Genomic DNA, 19,664 nt, shown 5'->3' on the forward strand with positions numbered 1-19,664 from the left:
TTACGGAAAAAGCAAAAAGGCCGTTAATCATGCGATTAACAGCCTTTTTTATTTTGAATCTTGTGCCCCATATGGTAGGTACTTAATACTTATAACAAAAAGGATTTTCTATTTAGAAAACGTTACAGTCTTAACGGCTTGGCTATTTGCTGAAAGTACGGTTACTTTTCCATTACTAGAAACTGTATATTGTGGTAACAAGGTATAAGAACTCATCTTGATATCCAATTCTTTTGAAAACTGAACCGGTGCTTCCATTAAGCCGTCGTTGGTAACCAAAACTGCTACCGGAACTTTTAAACGGGTAAATTCGTGATACTTATCTTCAAAGTATTTATTGTACTGATCATTGTAAATGAGTGCAAGTTTATTATTGATCACACCAGTACCGACCATGAGTTCTTGATCGAAGTTCTGTGAGCTCATTTTACGACTGATCGGAATCTCAAATTTTTTGCTGCCATCATTACTAAACGCCGTTACATTAATATCTCCATGTGTATAGTTGTAATTAGGGTTCGAAAGCTGCGAAGGACTAATAGTTCCACTCGTTTTTACTTCTTCTTTTTTATATTGTTCCCCGATCAAGAAAAAGGTATCCCCGTTGTAAACAATGTTCCTGGCGATAATATTTTGAACTGCTGTTTCCGCTTTAAAAATTTTAACTTCATTGGGTACCGAAGAGTTGAATAACCACATACCATTATTAGCTATTTCACCGGCCACAAAACTGGCTTTCTTCTGTGTGTACCCAGCAATGATAAGGTCGCCTTGCGGACTTAAAGCAGATGTATAACTGAGGTTCTTTAAAGTAGGATCAGTAATCATTACCGGAATGATCATTGGCGTACCACCAACAGAGAATTTATAAACTACGGGATAAATATATGACTTGTCGTATTCGTAGCTCGTCATGTAAAAATCACCTTTATCTGAAGCTAGAAAATCTCCGAAAGAAAGCTCTTTTGTATACCCTGAAAAACTGAATTGGCCCTTGGCGGTTTCTTTCAGGTTTTCATCCAAAATATAGTAATTTACTACATCCGGGGCATCTTTTACATGTGGACTTACACCAATAATCACGAGATGCTTTTTATCGGGGGTAACGCTAGTATACCATTTTCCACCATTTGAAAGCTTAAGGAAATTCATGCTGGCAATAGGAGTCGCGTCAGTGGCGATATTGCCATTTATATCAACCACTTTTGCTACCAATTGGTTTTTTAAATCCGCCTTGCTTTTGTTCTGTAAAAATATCAATGATCTGTTGCCAAAAACCATCAGATCAACTACGTCCACAGTGCTATTTGAAACACCCATATTTACACTAATATCCTTGCTGGTAACGATATTCCCAATCTTATCAACAGTGATGAGGGTGTTTATTTTTTGAAAACTTACTACTTTGCTGATGATGAAATAATCCTTGTCGGCAGTACTATAAGCATTAAAAGTAGGCTGTTTTTCAACCACAAACTGTGGACTGTTTTTTCCGATTGTAACTTTAATTTGTCCAAAAGCATTTGTGCTAACGAACAAGGTAATTAAGTATAAATAATATTTCATAAGATTGTTAATTTGTTGTCTGTCTTTTTTTAAGTTCGGCGAATAAAATGTCGTAATCTAATTTCAACCTTCTTTCATTGTTGCTCATGCTCAGCGAATTCATTTTCTCTAAAGTGCTTTGTCCACCCCTGGCGTCGCCAATTGCGAAATTACATTCCAATAGATTAAAATAAATCCCCATGGTGATTTCTTTGTTGATCCTGGCTTTTTTATTGTTCAGGTCTGATTCGGTTAGGGCTTTATTCCAGATTTCGTTAGCTTTCATAAGCTTTCCTACCGCCGAAGGGCCATCTTGTTGCAACATCAATAAACCTGAAGAAGCCTCATTAAATGCCATTGTTAAATCAGAATATTCACTATCTCCATTTTTAATGTAGTTTAGGATCGCATCTCGTTTTACGCTAGAATAGCCATATTTATCATTGAGCAGGTTATTAATGAATGTCAGGTTTGCCTGTAGTACACGTTCTTCGTTCTGTTTGATCAATAATTCATTATTCGATTTCAACTGGCGATCAGAATTAGCTGATTTGTATATTTTGTAACTGTTCAGTTCCGGAGGTGTTACACTTAAAATTTCTTTTTGCTGTGGGTCATAAACCTTTACTGCCATGGGATGGCGATAGGAAAATTCGGTATGATAAACCATCGATTTATAGGCTGATGTTTTGCCATCTCCGCTACTCAAATTGCTCATTTCTTCACCAATAGACCTTGGTTGGGTATGATCGAAACCATAAAATAACACCACGATTTTTAATGCATTTGACGGGTCAAGCTGATAGCCCTCCAATTTGACATAAGTACTCAAAATGGTATTATAATCATAAGATGATTGCAGTTTTGGCAGTTCGACAGTTTCAAGGTAAGGTTTGGCAACAAATTCTTTTTGAGGCTTGCCTGACGCCAACAAAGACTGTTCGACGATTTTTTTTCCTATTGTTTTTTTATTGTATTCTGCCATAGCCTTCTCATAGCTTTCATTTGCAGATTTTACCAAACTTGCATAAACAGCAATTTCTCTGTTGTATTTATCTATGGCTTCTTTTTTTTGTTGTTTATAATCCTCTAAAAGCTGCTTGTTTTTTACTTCATAAGCAGGTTCCCCAACAACCTGATAATTTTTTATACCTGCAATTGTTGCCGAAGGTAGTCTATTATAGCTGTAGCTGATTTTTTCTTCTTTAAGTCTTTGACCAAAGCTGTTGTTCATATTTAGACACAGCAATAACATACAAAAACCGAGATATCTATTTTTCATAATTTTGGCGTTAATTTAACAGGTAATTAAGGTTTTTCAGCCAATGCCTGGGCATTGTATTCATTAATAATATCAATGATATTCATCATACCATAACCTTTTTGTTTTTGCTCCACCTTGCTGGCAAGCGCTGTATTATCACCAATAAGCTTATTGATGTTTTTCTTAAACCCTAAAGTTAAATCAGCACCAATAACTGGCGCTTCGTTTCCTTTTGCCCAAAAAATTTGCTTTTCTGAACCATAGTATGCATAAGTCGTGATTGCACCTGGTTGCGCCACAAAAACAAAGTTTTTACCTGGTTTGCCAAATCTAAGCGTGCCATCATAATTAACACTTCTATATTCGGTATTTTCAATAGTATAACTTATTAATTCATTTGGCTTGTAAATACGCTCGCTTCTCCCGTCTTTTTCTTTATAAAACAAACACTGTTTTTGATTTTTTTCCTTGTAGTTATTATAAACATATCCATTGATTACAGTGCCGTCAAGTGTAACTACAGTGCCTGGATAAAGTTTTAAACTAGGTAATGGATCGATGTAATCCTGTGCTGTTGATTGAGAGCGAACCCCAATTACAATTAATAGAAGAAATAATATTTTTTTCATAATTAAAGAATTTAAAGCGTAAAGCTAATCAAAAACGTCTAATTATAAAGATTTAAGAACCAAACTATTGAATAAGTGAAAATATGTTATTAGCTCAAAAAAAAGATTACCCATTTTTTAACCGCTGCTCCACAACTTTTGGGATTGATTACCTATATACCCACCTAATCAATGATAAATATCAATTATATATACAGCGAAAAGAATAAGGGAAAGTTTAAGTTACTGACAGTGATATTGTCAGTAAACAAAAAACCCTTGCAAATTCGATTCGCCGAATCACTCACCTTTTATTTTATACATTTTAACTGCAATTACTATAGATAAATTTTGATAAACCTGCCTGGTTCATGATCTGACAGATAATTTCTGCCGTGAATGAAATAACATAATTTTTAAAACGGATAAGTATAGAGTGTAATGATGTTTTTCTCCTCTTTTCCAACCCTATAGTTACCATGCCCCCAACCAAGATTACGGTGTATAAGATGATATACAATAAAATCGAAGGTAATATTTGAAGGAACTTTAATGGATACAAATCCATTCTCATCAGTTACCCCCTTAAGGGTTGAGGCCTTAGCAACATCTGCTACGTTATCGGAATTAAGTCGGACACCACTAACTGGATGGGCTGCAACCCCCAGGTTTTTTAATGGAGTCCTGTAGTCAATATTAGATATCAGCCTGATGTTTAAAAGACCCGAAAATTCAGATACTTTGATAACCTTTTTTTTTTCGATATCAGCAACAATCTGAACGAACTCATCGGTACGGTATTTAACCTTATTTACTGTAGGAGAATCCGTAGTCACCAGATAATTTTTAGGCAACAAATCCGAAAAATAGGCTACACCTTCATGATCTGTTAGGACTGTACCAACCAATGCATTAGGATTTGGCGAGCTCGTACTGAAATTAGTCTCTGTATCATAAACTGAAACCTTAACACCAGCCAAACCTTTCCCAGAATCATCATTAAGTTTGTAACTCAACTTTCCTGTATTGACCCCATCAACTACTTCAACATTTGTAATCTTCTTACAGGAGACTGTCAAAACAGACAGTCCCAGCAGAAGTATTGTTTTACATTTCATATTCTTATAAAAAATAAGCGTATTTATAATTCAGCTATTATTGATATATAGTCATTGAATAGTTAAGCGTAGCATCTTTCTGGACAGATACACTATTATTATAGTTGTAAGATGCATTTGTTAATGTATTATAAAGATATACCGCGTATGATTTATTAGAGGGGATTTTAAATGTGATTAAACCAGCGTCGTTAGTAACTCCTGAAAAATCTGCGACTTTTAAATTGACAGTTGTAGAAAAGGTATAATTAAATTTATTGGATGGAATCATGATTACACCGATATTTTTTAGCGGTTGATTATTGTTGTAGGATCTAACCGTCATTGTAAATGTTCCCGAATGATCCGTGACTTTTGTCTCTTTATGCTTAACAGCACCCGTGATTACCTGGACATATTCCTGAATGAAATAGGTTACATTGTTAACCTTCGGAGAATCTGTAACAAGCAGATAATTTTTTGGATTAAGATCTCCAAAGTCAACCTGGCCATTTGGATCTGTTAAGCGTGCATCCAGAAGGATCGTTGTATTTGAATAATTGTCCTGACGATCCATTAAAGAAACTTTTACGTTTGGCAATCCTTTTCCGGCATCGTCAGTCAGTTTATAGGTAAGTTTTCCACTGGTAGAAAGCTTAACTTCAACATTAGTAGTTTTTTTACAGGAAGTAAACACTGCCAAAAGCAGGATTAAGAAGGTTAATTTTGATTTCATGATGTTTATTTATTTTGGCGCAAATATATTATAATGATTGAGTTGTTGTTAAATATTTTTTTTAATTAAAAAATAAATACCAATATTGCTATTCTCCTTATGGTTTTAATAGAAGTCATTAGCTATTGCGAATCTCATACTATCGCTGAGCTACAAAAAGTAAACTTCAGGATTGCCTTAGCCAGATTGATGGGTTACCCCTAACATCGATAATTTTGGGGAATCGATAGTTGAAATCAGCACATACCATAGATTTCAAATTTTCTGAAGCAAATCCTGACTTAACAGATAAAGAAATTGATGAGCATCCCGATATGATCAGGGAGTGGAAATATCAGCTTGAGTCGCTCTAGGGTTCCTCGTTTTGAGGATCGGAGAAACTATTACAACCAAGTACCTGGATTCCTATTCTTTTGTAACGACTACACTTGCCACAGATTGCCAGTTCCAGATCACCTGATCATAAAATGGTTCATCTGCAGATCCTCCTTTGAAAATGTAAAAGGTTCTTTTGCCATCTTTATAATAGTTTTTAGCTGACTCCATTTGTCCAGCAGAGATTCCCGTTAAAACTTTATTCAAGTCAAAACTGAAAGTAGCCTTATAGTTATCAGAGGGGTCAATTACGATTTCGTTTACTGAAAGATTTGCCTCAAAAGGAAGCGAACTTCCGACAACCACGCTGTCTATACCACCAAGAATGTTTTTAAATGTACCCTTGAAATAAAATGCATAATAATTAAATGCCAATCCGGGGATCAGTGACTTCCGGCATTGTAGTTTAACGGCGACGTCTTTATAAGAACCGGAAGGTAATTTTAATACACCTGCCAGCGCATCCTGACTAAAAATATTCAAATTCTTTTGGACCGTTATTGTCGTATCAAGCAAGCTGTTACTTTTTCCGACAAAGGAAATTTTTTCTACATAAACAGTTGCCGAAGACCATGCTACATTTACCGTCGTTGTCGTATCAACTACACTCGAAACCCCGGTTTTAATACCATTACTTGAAAATTTTCTGACATTAGAGCTTGAAGCGTTTGCAAAATAGGAAATGTTGCCAAAACCAGTTTTTTCTTGTTCAGAATTGTTATTCTTCTTACAGGATAAAGCGGCTGTACCGATAACGAGCAATAAACTAATGTAACGGGTTGCGAACAGCGAGAGAGATTTCATAGAAGTCTGAGAGTTAAAATATTCGATCTAAATATATAAAGAATTTTTCATAGCTGGCAATAGCCCCGGCTTCCTACTACTAAGGAAAATACTAAACTGCAATCTTTGGAAAAAATCCTAACGCAAATAGTACCGCTATCCCTTCCTGCAAAAAAAGCAGTTTGCACTTGAGCCTAAAATTGCATGAACAAACTCATGCTTATAAGCCTGGTTGCCAATAAAGTTTCAACTAAAAGACTTTTTATAAAACTATTGCGCTGCTAAAATTGTTTAAAGAACTCATTATTAATGCAATTAAAACAAAAATCATGAAAAAGACACGCCCCTGTTTATGGTATGGCGAAAATTATTGTCAAAGATATCCAGGAAGCTGCAAAGGAGTAATTGCATTAATACCTCACTGATGTCTGTTTTATTCTATAATTTATTAGACAGGTCGAAAACTTTAAAAAATATTTCTATGAAAACATTACAGTTCACAAAAGAGATCAAAGCACCGGCTCAAAAAGTTTGGGACACGCTTTGGAACGAAACTACTTATCCCCAATGGACAGACGCCTTTAGCCCAGGTGCCGGTTCGACCGTGCAAAGTGATTGGAAGGTTGGAGGCAGAACCCTCTTCGTGGATGGAAAAGGCAATGGCATGATTAGCACCATTAAAACCAAAAATGAACCTTATGACATCGTATTTGAGCACCTAGGAGAAGTAGCTGATGGCAAGGAAGATACCATTAGTGAAAAAGTGAAAAGCTGGGCAGGTTCGCTTGAAGAATACCATCTTTCTGAAGAAGACGGGATTACTAAACTTAAAGCTTCTGTACAAACAGGAGAAGAATGGGAAGAGACGCTGAACAAGGGCTTTACTAAAGGCTTGGAAGAAGTAAAAAGACTCTCAGAGCAGTAAAATATTACAATGATGATCAATAACTACTAAGCCCGCATATACTTTCAGATTTATAACTAACCATAGTAAATTCCTAAAAAATACGATTATGCCAAAATTTAATCCTTATTTAAACTTCGACGGCAATGCCGAAGAAGCGTTCAACTTTTACAAGTCCGTTTTCGGTGGCGAGTTCTCCGGAGGTATCATGAGGATGGGTGAAATGCCTGACAGCGAAAATATTACTGAGGCAGAAAAAGGCCTGGTAATGCACGTGTCATTGCCAATAACTGGTGGCGATGTAATAATGGCTTCAGACATTATGCCTTCTGCCGGACAAAAATTAGTGGTCGGCAATAACAACTACATTTGTATCAGCCCTGAAAGCAGGGAAGAAGCAGACCGCTTGTTTGCGGGTCTATCTGAAGGTGGCGAAGTGGAAATGCCCATGCAAGATCAATTCTGGGGTGATTATTTTGGCAGCTTTAAAGATAAATATGGGGTGTGCTGGATGATAGATTACGGTGTCGCTAAAGAAGCGAAATAATCCATAGTCAAGGGAAAACCACTTTTCCTTGACTATGGATATTTGTAGTCAAGGAAAAGTTAGAAAATGTTGTAATATTTTTTAACGCAAAAAGCCTCACATTTCTGTGAGGCTTTCGTGATCCCGCTGGGATTCGAACCCAGGACCACTACATTAAAAGTGTAATGCTCTACCAGCTGAGCTACGGAATCGTTCCCTTTTTGAAGGAATGCAAAAGTATAAAAATTATGCGGATTTAATACCTTAACGAAGACTTAATTTTAGTTTAACGCAGCACTTCCTTATAAACTATTGATTTATAGAGAAAAAGAAATTCTGTTTTTAACTGAAACACGAACCAAATCTTTGATTTAGGCCTTCCTGGTGGAAACACGACGTGCCATTGATACCTTATTCAGGCTTAAATCTCTAAAATTGTCAAGATCTTTCTTTAATTCTACGATTAACTTTATCAGCAATTCGACATTGTTATCATCATGATTCAACAGTCTGTAATTATCCGTATCAGGCAGACTTAACTGACGTTTCAATACAAGTGGTATTTTGTAACTCTGTGCTGTTAAAGCACAAGCATACAACGATAAACTTTCTATAATCCCTGATAAAGTACGGTCATAGTACGGGATTAATTTCTTATAACTTTTAGATCGCTTAAAAACCAAGCGATAAGGTTTAAATCTATGTGATTGCGAAACAATGAACTCGTCTGCCAGGTCTTCGTCTTCATCTATCCCAAATCTTAAGGCAATCTCAAGTTTATATTCAATCAGCCGCTCCATTGTAACAAGACAATTTTGAACAATGGGATCGTCAATTTTCATAAAGAAATCATGATGATCTATGGATTGTTCCCAGGGATTTCTGAAATCTGCGGCGTACATTTTCATAGATTTCTTAAACGTAAAATAGTAAATAAACTCATAAATATCGGAATGCATATAGGTAACCCCCACTCCCAGCCCTCTGATACAGAGGTTCAAATCAAATGGGTCATTTCTCGATATTTTCATAAATACTTAATCCCTTTTTATGTATTGTTCAATAATATGACATTATTCTCGTAGAATGAAATGGGATTAAAAAAATAGGACTTAATAAGTTGTTACCTTTACACCTTTAATAGCACCAAGCAAAAATAGAATGACAAAGCAACGTATACACATCTGGGCAGGAACATCAAATAAGACACAAGAACAATTCTACAAGTATTTTGACCAAAACAAATTTATCAAAGATAACCACAGGTTCAAGACCGATGAAGCCTATGCAAGAAATACCCCAGACTTCAATCTCCGCTCCCAGTTCAGCAAAGACATCAATAAACAATATGATTACGATGTAGATTGGATCACAATTTACTACAGTCGCAAAAGAATCAGTATACAAACTGCCATAGAAGAACTACCAATCTGGAATGATCAAACGGAAGTTGACATCTACCAAGCGTGCGTCAGCAAAGGAATCTCCACTGTAAATGTCATACTTGGTTATGCTGATGACGAGCTTATTATAGACAAACCACTCGAAAATTATAACGACATGCTCTATATTGGTAGTTTCAACATCCCTGGCTAAACAGATAAACCAAGTAGCGGGCTAGAGAATCATTCCTTTCTTGATGAATTTTATACTTTTAACTCACTAAAACTTAAATATTGAACAAACCTCGCCAATTCGGAATGATTCGGACTGGCCGCATGAGGTAGTGACTCCAACCAAACAATAAGATCTCCTCCAGACTCATACTATTCATTAAACTGAATTAGCGCTTTATCATAAAATTCCCTCCCTTTTAAATTAATAAGCCATGCGCTAAAATGTTCGTGATCTCTGCAAGTGCTATATAGAAAATAATAGATTTCAAAAAGACCTATTTGTATGTCTAAGATATGGGAAGAATCCCCACAAATGAGCGCAATTTTTAACATACGAGAGCATTAAAATTTTTAGCGTAAAGTCAGATTGATAATGTTCGGATCTTTGTAGTACCTGTATACCTCTTATATACCTCTTATATACCCGTCCACTTGCTTCGGGGATCCTTCGGTCTTGCGTCGGGGTTGCTTCGGTTCTGGCTAACGCAACCCTGACTAAAATTTGATTGACGCACAAAGTATCTCCGTTTGAATAGGACAGGTATACTGGAGGTATACTGGAGGTACACTGAAGGTATACTGGAGCCAACAGCTCTCGTCGAACTAGCTTCCCATTTCCAGGATCTTATCGAACTCTTCTGCCCTTATCCATATGGTAAGCGCTTGGGCTAGTGATAGTAATATGGTTTTTAGGGCAGGTAAAGATAAGTGAGGAATCAAATGAGATTACCGCTATACCAGAGCTGTTAAACAGTTCGTTTATAAAGGGCAATTAGAACGGAGAGTGAAAGATGCGGAATAGTCAAGGAAAGGCAACAAGATATCCTTTAATGCAAAAAGCCTCACATTCTGTGAGGCTTTTCTGTGATCCCGCTGGGATTCGAACCCAGGACCACTACATTAAAAGTGTAATGCTCTACCAGCTGAGCTACGGAATCATCGTTCTTATTTGAACATTTACTCTAAGCGTTTCCGTTTAAAGTGATGCAAATATAGGGTTACGATATATATTCTGCAAGAAATTAATCGACAAATCTATAGTAGGCTGATTTTAAGAGAGATTATTTACAATCGACCTGCTCCAGTGCCCAGTTTTATTCAAAAAAAGCGCCAATCCAATGCAGGAATACATTTTTTTGGCATCAAATAATCACTTGGTTTTATCAGAATGTCCCAGATCTTTTTCCGGACTCACCACATCTCGTATTAATTGTTTCAATTCTTTAACCTCAGGAAAACGGCCTTTCGCTTTCCGGTCGAATACAATCATCTCATTTATGCTAATAATATAGGCCCCTCCTATTTCTGCAGGCTTTAACAATACACCACCAAGTTCATCTGTAAAAGTGCTCAACAGTTCTTGAGCCATATAAGCCGCTCTAAGCATCCATCCGCACTTCGGACAATACTCAATAGTCACCGTAGGTTTTATGTTGTTCATTAAGCTAATATAAGTATTAAAATAAAGAGAGGGTGCCGTCAGAACTACTTGGATTTTTCTTTAAGCAACTGCATTTCTTTTTTCAAAAGCTCAATTTCTGCTTGTTGCTCTTTAATAGCCGCCACGAGCACAGGAATCAGATCAGCGGTCTGCACTTCACTATATTTTGCTGTTTTTGAGTTATTCTTACCCGCCGGATACATTTTAGAGGTCTCATGAACCATAGCCGGGAAGTTAGCTTCTACATTACTAACTAAAAAGCCATACTGCTCGCCTGCCGGAAGTTTAAGATGCTTGTATTTATTTACATCGTATTTAAAAGTAACCGGCTCCAGATTTTTTAATTGTTGTGTTGAATTAGAAATTTTGTCAACATTAACCTTTAAATCTGTTTCTTTAATTTTTTGCGCACTAACAGTTAAAGTAGCTGCACTTAGTAAAAGTCCCATCACAGAACCTTTAAATAATAAAGTTTTCATATTTATAAATTATCGTATAATAAAAAAAGAGTGAATAGCTTCAGGCTATTGTAGATAAAGCTTATAAATCCGCGTTGGGAGGCGGATATGGCAACGCAATATAAGTGGAAAATATCCCTGGGACCATTGTAGGCCATACTTTTCCGGAAAAAGATGAAATTAATTCCTTAGCGTCAGCTCCATCAATAAAATCTTCATCCGCAATTTCAAGCTGCTTGGTTTCCTTTTCGGCATCCTGATCTTCATCAGTATTCTGTTCTGTACAGGATACTGTTACCTTTTGCACATATTGATCTGCAGCAAATAAAGGCGTACTTTTTATCAGTAAAAAAGAAATCAGAATAAGTAAACCAGTTATTTTTCTTAACATATAAGCAGCTGAATATCTCAATAAGTTCGTCGCCAAATATAGTAGCTATAACATTCCCTACAAAGGGTAATGCTTAAACCCTTACACTAAATTTACATTAGTTTCCTTAAAATAAATTAAAACGAAAATATTCATTTAAGCCAAAAATCGAAGAAGGTAAAAGCCCGGCTTATTTCGCTCCGGGCTTTCCTTTTTTGTATATAAAATTATGAATAGAATTCGTAGTGGTTTTTAAATCAGTTGTGAGATACCAGATATTGTTGATCCTTTTCCCCACACTTTCCCCATCTAATGGAAATCTAGCCTGATCGATGATCTTATTTTCAGAATTTAAAACACTCCCCGCAAATTTCATTAACGTGAAATTAGCCATGCTGGTTTCCAGATTTGGTAACACTTCTGAAGCGAAAGCCGAGAACATTTCCTGTCCTGAACTTTTCATTTTACTAAACAGTGCAACCAGTACAGAACGCTGTCTTTCAGTCCTTTCATAGTCGCCATTACCCACACCTCTGATTCTGGTATAGGCTACCGCTTGTCGGCCACTAAGCTTTTGCAAACCCGCTTGATTAACATGAATTGCAGGAATTTTTTCATAAATAGCCAGCTCATCCAGGTAATTATTAAGGTATGAAAGTTCAGGTTGTTTTACATTTACATTAACCCCACCCAGCGCATCAACAATTTTTGCTGCGCTATAAAAATCAACATTTATATAGTCCTTAATATCCAGATCAAAACTCTGATTTATAGTCTTAATGGCTAACTGAGGCCCTCCAAGTGCATATGCTGCATTAATTTTGCCCATGCCATGTCCATCAATATTCACATAAGTATCTCTCATGATAGACGACATTTTAATTTTTCCGTTTTGCTGATCGATGGAAATTACCATGATCACATCAGAATTTGCTTTATCATCTTCCTTACGCTTGTCGACAGCAAAAAGTGCGATATTAACCGGAGGATTAACCATGGCTTTAACCTTATCTCTGGTTTTTGTTGATATACCTAAGGCTTCAGTACTTCTGTTCAACTGAACAGCTACAGGTTTCGTATTGGTTACGGTCGCAGTCTGAGTTTCCTGTGCATGTATATATATACACTGGGTAATTAATAAAGCAGATAGTAATAACTTCTTCATCACTTAGGTTGATATTGAGTTTAGGTTATACTTTATAATTACAATTTCCAGGCCACGACGTTTATATTTCTTATACAGTTTTAGCATTTGATTTAAAAAATAATCATCTTTATATAAGATATAAGCAATTGTATTAAACAGGGAATATAAAACATTTCAAGATAACAATTAATAATCGCTATTTAAACAACCAATTAGAAACTAAACAAGATCATTATGAAAATTTTAAAAGGACTTTTATTTGTCATCGTTGGGATTGTTGTCCTGGCTTTAATTGTTGCCTTTTTTGTTAAAAGGGATTATGCGGTAGAGCGTCAGATCACGATTAACAAACCTGAGGCCGAAGTGTTTGATTTCATTAAACACATTAAAAACCAGGACCAATACAGTGTTTGGAACAACATTGATCCTGGAATGAAAAAGACATATACAGGTACCGACGGTACTGTTGGTTTTATTTCTGCCTGGGAAAGCACCAACAAAAATGTGGGTAAAGGTGAACAGGAAATCACCAATATCACCGAAGGCGACAGAGTAGATATGAAATTAAGATTTAAAGAGCCTTTTGAGGCTGAAGATGATGCTTATATGGCTACCCAATCTGCGGGTGAAAATCAGACAACGGTAAAATGGGGATTTAAAGGAAGTATGTCTTATCCAATGAACCTGATGTTGTTATTCATGGATATGGAAGGAATGTTGGGCAAGGATTTACAGGGCGGCCTGGAAAAATTAAAAGTAGTAATGGAGAAATAATGATTTCTGATAGCAAACAAAAAAGGCCGGTTAACACCGGCCTTTTTTGTTATTTAATAAGTTTTTCTAATTCATTCTCTAGTGAAGCACCTCTTAAATTCGAGGCAATGATTTTTCCTTCAGGGTTGATCAGGTAATTTTGAGGGATTGCAGTTATACCGTAAAGTACAGCTGCTTCATTTTTCCACCCTTTCAGGTCCGAAACCTGCATCCATGGCATACCGTCTTTCTCTATGGCTTGTAACCAGGCTTGTTTTTTGGTCTGATCATCAAGAGAAACACCCAATACTGTAAAGTTTTTATCTTTGAAACTGTTATAAGCCTTTAGTACATGTGGGTTCTCTGCACGACATGGACCGCACCATGAAGCCCAGAAATCAAGCAATACATATTTACCTCTGTAATCAGATAATTTAACAGCTTTTCCGTTGACGTCATTTTGAGTGAAATCCAAAGCCATCTTACCTACTGCAGTTTGTTTTGACTTGTTAATCGCCGCATTAAATTCCTTTCCAGTCGGGCTATTGCGTAGGTTGGCAGAAAGCTTATTAAACAACGGTTCTATTTTAACCGGATCAATACTATAACCGGCCAGTCTTTTTAATTCTATTAAGCTGATTTCAGAAGCTGGATGCTTTGTGATGAACTGTAAAGTTTTTGCATTTTTTTCTTTTACCGCTGCAGCTCTTGCTTCTTCAGTCCCCGTACGTTCTTTAGAACCGTCACCTACCAAGGCCATATATTTCTTATAATCCGCATTAACCTGCGATCCGGAAATAGTGGCATTTTTTATAGAATCAGCTGAAGTTAAAACGATGTTAGCGTTCTCCAAATAGAAGTTCAATAAATCCCCCTTGCCCTCTTTAAGGCCCAAGCCTTTATGAGCCAGAAACAAACGTGCGTAAGTAGCTTCCGTAACAGATCCTTTAAACTCAAAAGCGCCCTTGTTAACTGCTGCAGAATCAAAACTGGTTTTACCAGCACTAAAACGCATTAAATAAACTTTAGCTGGAGCGTTAACGTTTGCTACATTTCCTTTTAAAGTAAAAGCAGCACTTTGTGCAACTGCCAATAATGGTGCGGCAGCAAGCACGGATAGGATCAATTTTTTCATTTGTTGTGTATAATAAGTTGGCGTAAAGCTAATTTATTTGACCGAAAATTTTCTATTAGATCTCTAATTGAAGCATAATTTGGTAGGAGTCAATTATTTTAAGTTATTTAATGACTTCAGCCAGTTTCTTTTCTAAGGCTTCTCCCCTTAAATTCTTGGCAATAATTTTTCCTTTCGGATCGATTAAGAAATTGGAAGGAATGGCTTTAATAGCATATAGATTCCCAGCACCCTTAGGGTCATCGTTATTAGGATCGACTAACTGCATCCATGGCATTCCATCATCCTTTATTGCTTTAAGCCATTTTTCGCGGTCTCTTTCCTGATCAAGCGATACACCTAATACAGTGAAGTTTTTGTCTTTAAAAGCATTATAAGCTTTCAATACTTTTGGGTTTTCAGCACGACAAGGGCCACACCAGGAAGCCCAGAAATCGATAAGCACATATTTCCCACGGTAATCAGACAATTTAACAGGCTTATTTTCTGTATTCATTTGAGTGAATTCAGGAGCAATCTGACCAATCTCGGTAGACTTACTCGCCGCAATCGACGCGACAAAAGCTTTACCTGCTTTAGAATTCCGGTTTTTAGGCGATAAGCCATTAAACAATGGTTCAACCTTAGTCACATCAAAATACGACCCAGCAATTTTCTGCAAAGCATCAAAGCAGAAATAAGAATCAGGATTTTGTTTTATAAACTGAATTATTGCGGCTTTCCCGGATTCACCTGCCTGCTCCATTTTGGCCTCTAATGCATCAGTTAATGCTTTATCTTTGCGCTGTTCAGGAGTTAGACTACGGTATTCTTTCCTCAATTTAGTAAGTTCAGCATCTGAAGCTTCAACAGCAGCACTATACTTTCCATGCTCAGCATTAATCGCCGCTCCGCCAATTTTAGCTGTTTTAATGGAATCTACGGCATCAATCGTGATGATCCCTTTGTCAAGATATAGCGACCTTGCATCTGTACGCCCTTTATTGCTTTTTACTTGCCCGGGATTACTATTGAAAGACATGTAAACCTGTTGCGGCCCTTCCAATGGACCTGTTAATTCGAACACACCATTTTTAACCAAGGCGCTGTCCCTTTCAGTTTTTCCGGCCTTATAATAATTGATATACACTTTACCATTCTTACCGGCATCTTTAAATTTACCTTTTACATGGTAGGTATTATTTTGCGCCCATCCCAATACCGGGATTAGGATAAGCGCAGTTGTAACTAGTTTCTTCATAATATTTTATATCAGATTATATATTAGGACTACGGAAATTGATTTGTACGATGTTGCCAAAGCCACCAAATTTTTTACTGTATGTACCATTTGCTATATCGCCAATTGGCAAAAGATCCAGGTAATAAAGTTCACCCTCGGTTCCATTGTAAGTTGCGGCTACCAGTCGTGCATTGTACAACGGATTGGCTTTACCCCAACCCGGTCCTTTATACATTTTCAGGTCTTTGATTTGTGTGTTGGCTGGAAAAGTATAAACCAGCTTAGCCGATTTTGAAAGGACACTGTATAAATAAATCTTATTGGCAACCGTATAATATAATTGTTTATTCACTTCAGAAGCTGCAAAGCTACTGGCTTGGTCAATTTCAGGTGCAGCATCCATCTTATCCATAAGCCCCGTAGGTTTCTTGTTATTCGGCAACACAGAACATAAATAGTAGCCAGTCGGATCTTTCATAACCAGGAAATATTCTGTGTTAGGCCCCCTATCGCCTCCTACCATTGTCTTATCAACCTTACTTAAGTCGTAAGCAATACCGTCATCCGTATTTTTGGTAAAAGTGTTAAATGACCGACTCGTATAGGTGGTATGCAGGAAACGCTTTCCATTATTGTCATAAAACAGTGCCCAATATGTTGATCCACTCATGAAATAAGGGAATACGGAATATCCTGCAGGGCCATTAAAACGGTCTGAATAGTTCGCCAATCCTTGATTAGGGGTTAACGTCCCATAAACGCTACCATTACTCATCACATACTGATCGAAATTGACACTGTTTACTGCATACCCTGGGTTGGAAACCGGAGAAATTGGAGCGTCAAATAAGTCGGGAGATTTCCCGGTAAAAGTGAAATCATTAGCACTGAAGCGATACATTCCCTGATCGGTAAACACATTTACATGTTCCAGTTTCGCCTGTATGCCAGCAAACGCAGCCAAAGGTTTCCCACTGATCGTTAAAGTTGGATTGGAAGCCCCTATAACATCCTGAAAAACAACATTATCCTGGCGAACAAAGGAAAGTACTGCCTTTCCACCATTGTCGGCCATGACCAACCAACCTTCATAATACTTGCCATTAACTATTAGTGGATAACGTACAGATTGCTTTAAATTGGTCTTGGTATCTGTTATGGTATATTGTAGCCTATACGTTCCTGGGGCCACCATTGCGGGAACATTTAGGTTTTTTTCTGTAGAAAGCGTGGTAGACTTAGTGGCCGGATTAATTGGTGTAATTTCCCAACTATTTAAGTCTGCCGAACGGTATATTTCCCACTTATAAGTATAAGGACCACTACCAGCTACAGATTCAGTGATTTCTGGATTAACAACGATCATATCACGTTGGACAACAACCAGGTCTTCAGTGGGAACATTAACTGTAACCTGGTTCACTTGATTATAAGTATATTTATTGTTTTCCTTTTTACAGGCAAACAGCAAGGCAAGGCAAATGGCCGCACCTGGTATGATTTGTTTAATTTGCATAAAGTTCATTTTTACAATGGAAATTCTACTACTGCGCCATTTTCATCCATCAATGGGCCATGCAGAAGCACATAAGCATCCATTGCATTTCTCAACCTGCCCTTAATGTTAACCCACTGGGCATAAGATATAATCCCGCCCTTGGTATCTGGCCTAAAGTTCGCTGTACCATAAACGTCAATCATAAATTGATACCTGGCCCGGCTATACGCTCCAATATACGAGGCAATGTAATTCCAGTAATCAGGTTTAACGAGGCGGTTGCTGAAGTTGACTTTAAAAAGTACGGTATTGGCAACATCTGACTGGCCTTTTGTACCAATAATAAAATCTTTGCTCTCCGCCACTTCCATAACCACTCTAACCTCTTTATTGTCTAAATCTGGTGTACTTAGCAGTACTAGTGGGTATCTAACCTGAAAAGAGTCTGCTGGAAGGTAAAGATCAGGAAGAATAAAGTGTTTTCCTTCAACTGCCGAAGTACCTGGCCCAGCTATAACTTTAATTTGTCTTGGTTGTTTGGACAGCTTTCCTATCAGGCGCATTTTAACCCACACGGTATCTTTTGTTTTGGGGACAGTATTGAAACTGAAAGAATAGCTCACACTATCCTGTTCTACACCGGACTTATAGTAAAAAGTTATGCCGTCTTTTCCAGAAAACACAGCCTCAGGCCCCTTTTTACAGGATGCTAAAATCATCAGCATCACAAATATGATTGATAAATATCTCATTTCCTTTTGCTTTAGTTATAGTTAGGATTAAATTCCAGCTCATTATCCGGAACAGGGACTACGTAGTTCGCTTCCGTGAGGTTTTTAGTCGAAAACAACATCCTCGGACTCAACTTACGTTTATAGTAATAAAACAGCTGACCTTCGGCATAAAAATCTTTTTGGTATTCTTTGGTAATCTCATCAGTAAGTCGTTGAGCCGTAACTCCAGAAGCTATAACAGGAAGCACTCTTTTATCTCTCACTTGATTCAAAAACACCAAGCCTTCATCGGGTGTTGTCGCTGTCTCTGCCATAATATAATACATTTCGGACAAGCGCATTAAAGTCACATTTTGATCCAGACGGTCATTCTCAACAGTACCGACCCAAGTTTGCCAGTATTTTGAGCAAAATGAGATTAGTCCATCCGTTTCAATCAGGTTTGCGTATCGAATATCTGTACCACCAGTAGCATCAACTTCATATAGCGTTTTAAAATCAGCAAGCGTACGGGTAAGATTCTTTCTATTGTCGCTTACTGTTTTGAAATACGCATTTTCCGTTTCTACCCATACTCTCATATCTTTCACACGAATTGCAAATACTTGTTCAGTTGAAAAGGTGCGATCCTTTGCTGCTGCTGCCACAGATACTTTTTTAGCGTCTATCAGTGTAAATATTCCCGAGTTTATGACTTCATTTGCTGCTGCTGCTGCATTAACCTTATCTCCCCTAAACAAGTAAACCTTGGCCTGTAAGGCTTTTATGGCATAATAATTCATGCGGAAACGTCTACTTTTCTCTGTTAAGATCGGGTCTTTACCTTTCATCAGCATTTCTGCCTGCTTCAAGTCTTCAAGAATGAAAGCAGATACCTCTGCTACGGTAGATGGAACTTTAGACAGCGCATTGAGTTCCGTACGATAGGGAATTGCTTTTTTTGTTGGGTTTGTTGCGAAATTTGCACCAAATAGACGCAGCAGATCAAAATGCAGGTAAGCCCGAACACCCAATGTCTCCCCTTTTATAAGGCCGTAGTGATGCGCTGTAAACTTATCCTTTTTGTCGTCTATCTTCGCCAGGATATTATTTGCTCCAGCAATGGTATTGTAAGCCTTTGTCCAGATTGCAGCCACCAGTGGTGCAGCATCAGCACCTTTGTAATTTAAGGCAACAGTTGTTGGAAAGGAAAAAACACTGCTAAGTGAGGCGCTATAGTTTTGAGCAATTAAGCTGCTAAAACCCATAGTGAGGTTATCACCATACAAATCCCGACTTGCCATTTGCGAATAGAGTCCAGTTAAGGCTTGTTGAAACCCCACTTCAGAGCTCAAGAGCTGATCCGATCCCATGGTAGATTTTGGATCGACTTCTAGAAATTTTTTACATCCTGCGCCAGACACCAATATGAACATGGTTAGTATGGCAAATATTTTTGTCTTTGTTTTCATA

20 protein-coding genes and 2 tRNA genes are annotated in these 19,664 nt (G+C 37.4%); 4 read left to right on the forward strand and 18 right to left on the reverse strand.

The window, feature by feature from the left end:
* Nucleotides 1-108: 108 nt before the first annotated feature.
* The 6 genes from B9A18_RS12880 to B9A18_RS12905 form a co-directional block, all read right to left on the reverse strand.
* Nucleotides 109-1,566, reverse strand: a complete 1,458-nt coding sequence (locus tag B9A18_RS12880) for a hypothetical protein (RefSeq protein ID WP_084289727.1) — start codon at nt 1,564-1,566, stop codon at nt 109-111.
* Between the two features lie 7 nt (nt 1,567-1,573).
* Nucleotides 1,574-2,827, reverse strand: coding sequence for a hypothetical protein (locus B9A18_RS12885; RefSeq protein WP_144009492.1), 1,254 nt, complete (start codon nt 2,825-2,827; stop codon nt 1,574-1,576).
* Between the two features lie 26 nt (nt 2,828-2,853).
* Nucleotides 2,854-3,438: a hypothetical protein gene (locus B9A18_RS12890; protein WP_084289729.1), complete on the reverse strand. Its 585-nt coding sequence runs from the start codon at nt 3,436-3,438 to the stop codon at nt 2,854-2,856.
* 395 nt (nt 3,439-3,833) lie between these two features.
* The gene (locus B9A18_RS12895; protein WP_084289730.1) at nt 3,834-4,535 is read right to left on the reverse strand and encodes a carboxypeptidase-like regulatory domain-containing protein; all 702 of its coding nucleotides are present in this window, start codon (nt 4,533-4,535) and stop codon (nt 3,834-3,836) included.
* A 37-nt stretch (nt 4,536-4,572) separates the two neighbouring features.
* The gene (locus B9A18_RS12900) at nt 4,573-5,250 is read right to left on the reverse strand and encodes a hypothetical protein (protein WP_084289731.1); all 678 of its coding nucleotides are present in this window, start codon (nt 5,248-5,250) and stop codon (nt 4,573-4,575) included.
* 405 nt (nt 5,251-5,655) lie between these two features.
* Nucleotides 5,656-6,429, reverse strand: a complete 774-nt coding sequence (locus B9A18_RS12905; RefSeq protein ID WP_084289732.1) for a hypothetical protein — start codon at nt 6,427-6,429, stop codon at nt 5,656-5,658.
* 460 nt (nt 6,430-6,889) lie between these two features.
* Between B9A18_RS12905 and B9A18_RS12910 the strand changes: the two genes are divergently transcribed.
* Together B9A18_RS12910 and B9A18_RS12915 are read left to right on the forward strand one after the other, a co-directional pair.
* A complete protein-coding gene (locus B9A18_RS12910; protein WP_084289865.1) occupies nt 6,890-7,333 on the forward strand; it encodes an SRPBCC family protein in 444 nt (147 codons plus the stop codon).
* A gap of 88 nt (nt 7,334-7,421) precedes the next feature.
* Nucleotides 7,422-7,859, forward strand: a complete 438-nt coding sequence (locus B9A18_RS12915; protein ID WP_084289733.1) for a VOC family protein — start codon at nt 7,422-7,424, stop codon at nt 7,857-7,859.
* A 118-nt stretch (nt 7,860-7,977) separates the two neighbouring features.
* Here B9A18_RS12915 and B9A18_RS12920 read toward each other — a convergent pair.
* Nucleotides 7,978-8,050: transfer RNA gene (locus B9A18_RS12920), tRNA-Lys, on the reverse strand.
* A gap of 159 nt (nt 8,051-8,209) precedes the next feature.
* Complete coding sequence (locus B9A18_RS12925) at nt 8,210-8,869, reverse strand: hypothetical protein (RefSeq protein WP_084289734.1); 660 nt, start codon at nt 8,867-8,869, stop codon at nt 8,210-8,212.
* 130 nt (nt 8,870-8,999) lie between these two features.
* On the opposite strand from B9A18_RS12925, the gene B9A18_RS12930 reads away from it, so the two are divergent.
* Entirely contained in the window at nt 9,000-9,434 is a 435-nt protein-coding gene (locus B9A18_RS12930) for an immunity 22 family protein (RefSeq protein ID WP_084289735.1), read from the forward strand.
* Between the two features lie 885 nt (nt 9,435-10,319).
* On the opposite strand, the gene B9A18_RS12940 is transcribed toward B9A18_RS12930, so the two are convergent.
* The 5 genes from B9A18_RS12940 to B9A18_RS12960 all read right to left on the reverse strand — a co-directional run bounded on the left by B9A18_RS12940 (nt 10,320) and on the right by B9A18_RS12960 (nt 12,888).
* Nucleotides 10,320-10,392: transfer RNA gene (locus tag B9A18_RS12940), tRNA-Lys, on the reverse strand.
* A gap of 212 nt (nt 10,393-10,604) precedes the next feature.
* Nucleotides 10,605-10,895 carry an Rdx family protein gene (locus B9A18_RS12945; RefSeq protein WP_084289737.1) on the reverse strand — a complete coding sequence of 97 codons (291 nt, stop codon included), beginning with the start codon at nt 10,893-10,895 and terminating at the stop codon, nt 10,605-10,607.
* Nucleotides 10,896-10,939: 44 nt separating this feature from the next.
* Entirely contained in the window at nt 10,940-11,374 is a 435-nt protein-coding gene (locus B9A18_RS12950; RefSeq protein WP_084289738.1) for a tail fiber domain-containing protein, read from the reverse strand.
* A gap of 61 nt (nt 11,375-11,435) precedes the next feature.
* The gene (locus tag B9A18_RS12955; protein WP_084289739.1) at nt 11,436-11,744 is read right to left on the reverse strand and encodes a hypothetical protein; all 309 of its coding nucleotides are present in this window, start codon (nt 11,742-11,744) and stop codon (nt 11,436-11,438) included.
* Between the two features lie 169 nt (nt 11,745-11,913).
* Nucleotides 11,914-12,888, reverse strand: coding sequence for an LCP family protein (locus B9A18_RS12960; protein ID WP_084289740.1), 975 nt, complete (start codon nt 12,886-12,888; stop codon nt 11,914-11,916).
* A 216-nt stretch (nt 12,889-13,104) separates the two neighbouring features.
* Here B9A18_RS12960 and B9A18_RS12965 point away from each other — a divergent pair, with 216 nt between their 5' ends.
* Nucleotides 13,105-13,644, forward strand: a complete 540-nt coding sequence (locus B9A18_RS12965; RefSeq protein WP_084289741.1) for an SRPBCC family protein — start codon at nt 13,105-13,107, stop codon at nt 13,642-13,644.
* Nucleotides 13,645-13,693: 49 nt separating this feature from the next.
* On the opposite strand, the gene B9A18_RS12970 is transcribed toward B9A18_RS12965, so the two are convergent.
* The 5 genes from B9A18_RS12970 to B9A18_RS12990 form a co-directional block, all read right to left on the reverse strand.
* On the reverse strand, nt 13,694-14,758 hold the full coding sequence (locus tag B9A18_RS12970) for a TlpA disulfide reductase family protein (protein ID WP_084289742.1): 1,065 nt from the start codon (nt 14,756-14,758) through the stop codon (nt 13,694-13,696).
* Between the two features lie 103 nt (nt 14,759-14,861).
* Nucleotides 14,862-15,998, reverse strand: a complete 1,137-nt coding sequence (locus B9A18_RS12975) for a TlpA disulfide reductase family protein (RefSeq protein ID WP_084289743.1) — start codon at nt 15,996-15,998, stop codon at nt 14,862-14,864.
* A 16-nt stretch (nt 15,999-16,014) separates the two neighbouring features.
* The gene (locus B9A18_RS12980; protein ID WP_159452658.1) at nt 16,015-17,496 is read right to left on the reverse strand and encodes a PKD-like family lipoprotein; all 1,482 of its coding nucleotides are present in this window, start codon (nt 17,494-17,496) and stop codon (nt 16,015-16,017) included.
* An 11-nt stretch (nt 17,497-17,507) separates the two neighbouring features.
* The gene (locus B9A18_RS12985; protein WP_084289745.1) at nt 17,508-18,230 is read right to left on the reverse strand and encodes a DUF4843 domain-containing protein; all 723 of its coding nucleotides are present in this window, start codon (nt 18,228-18,230) and stop codon (nt 17,508-17,510) included.
* Nucleotides 18,231-18,241: 11 nt separating this feature from the next.
* On the reverse strand, nt 18,242-19,663 hold the full coding sequence (locus tag B9A18_RS12990; protein ID WP_084289746.1) for a RagB/SusD family nutrient uptake outer membrane protein: 1,422 nt from the start codon (nt 19,661-19,663) through the stop codon (nt 18,242-18,244).
* Nucleotide 19,664: the final 1 nt, after the last annotated feature.

The organism is Pedobacter nyackensis, from assembly GCF_900176505.1.
Lineage (GTDB): Bacteria > Bacteroidota > Bacteroidia > Sphingobacteriales > Sphingobacteriaceae > Pedobacter > Pedobacter nyackensis.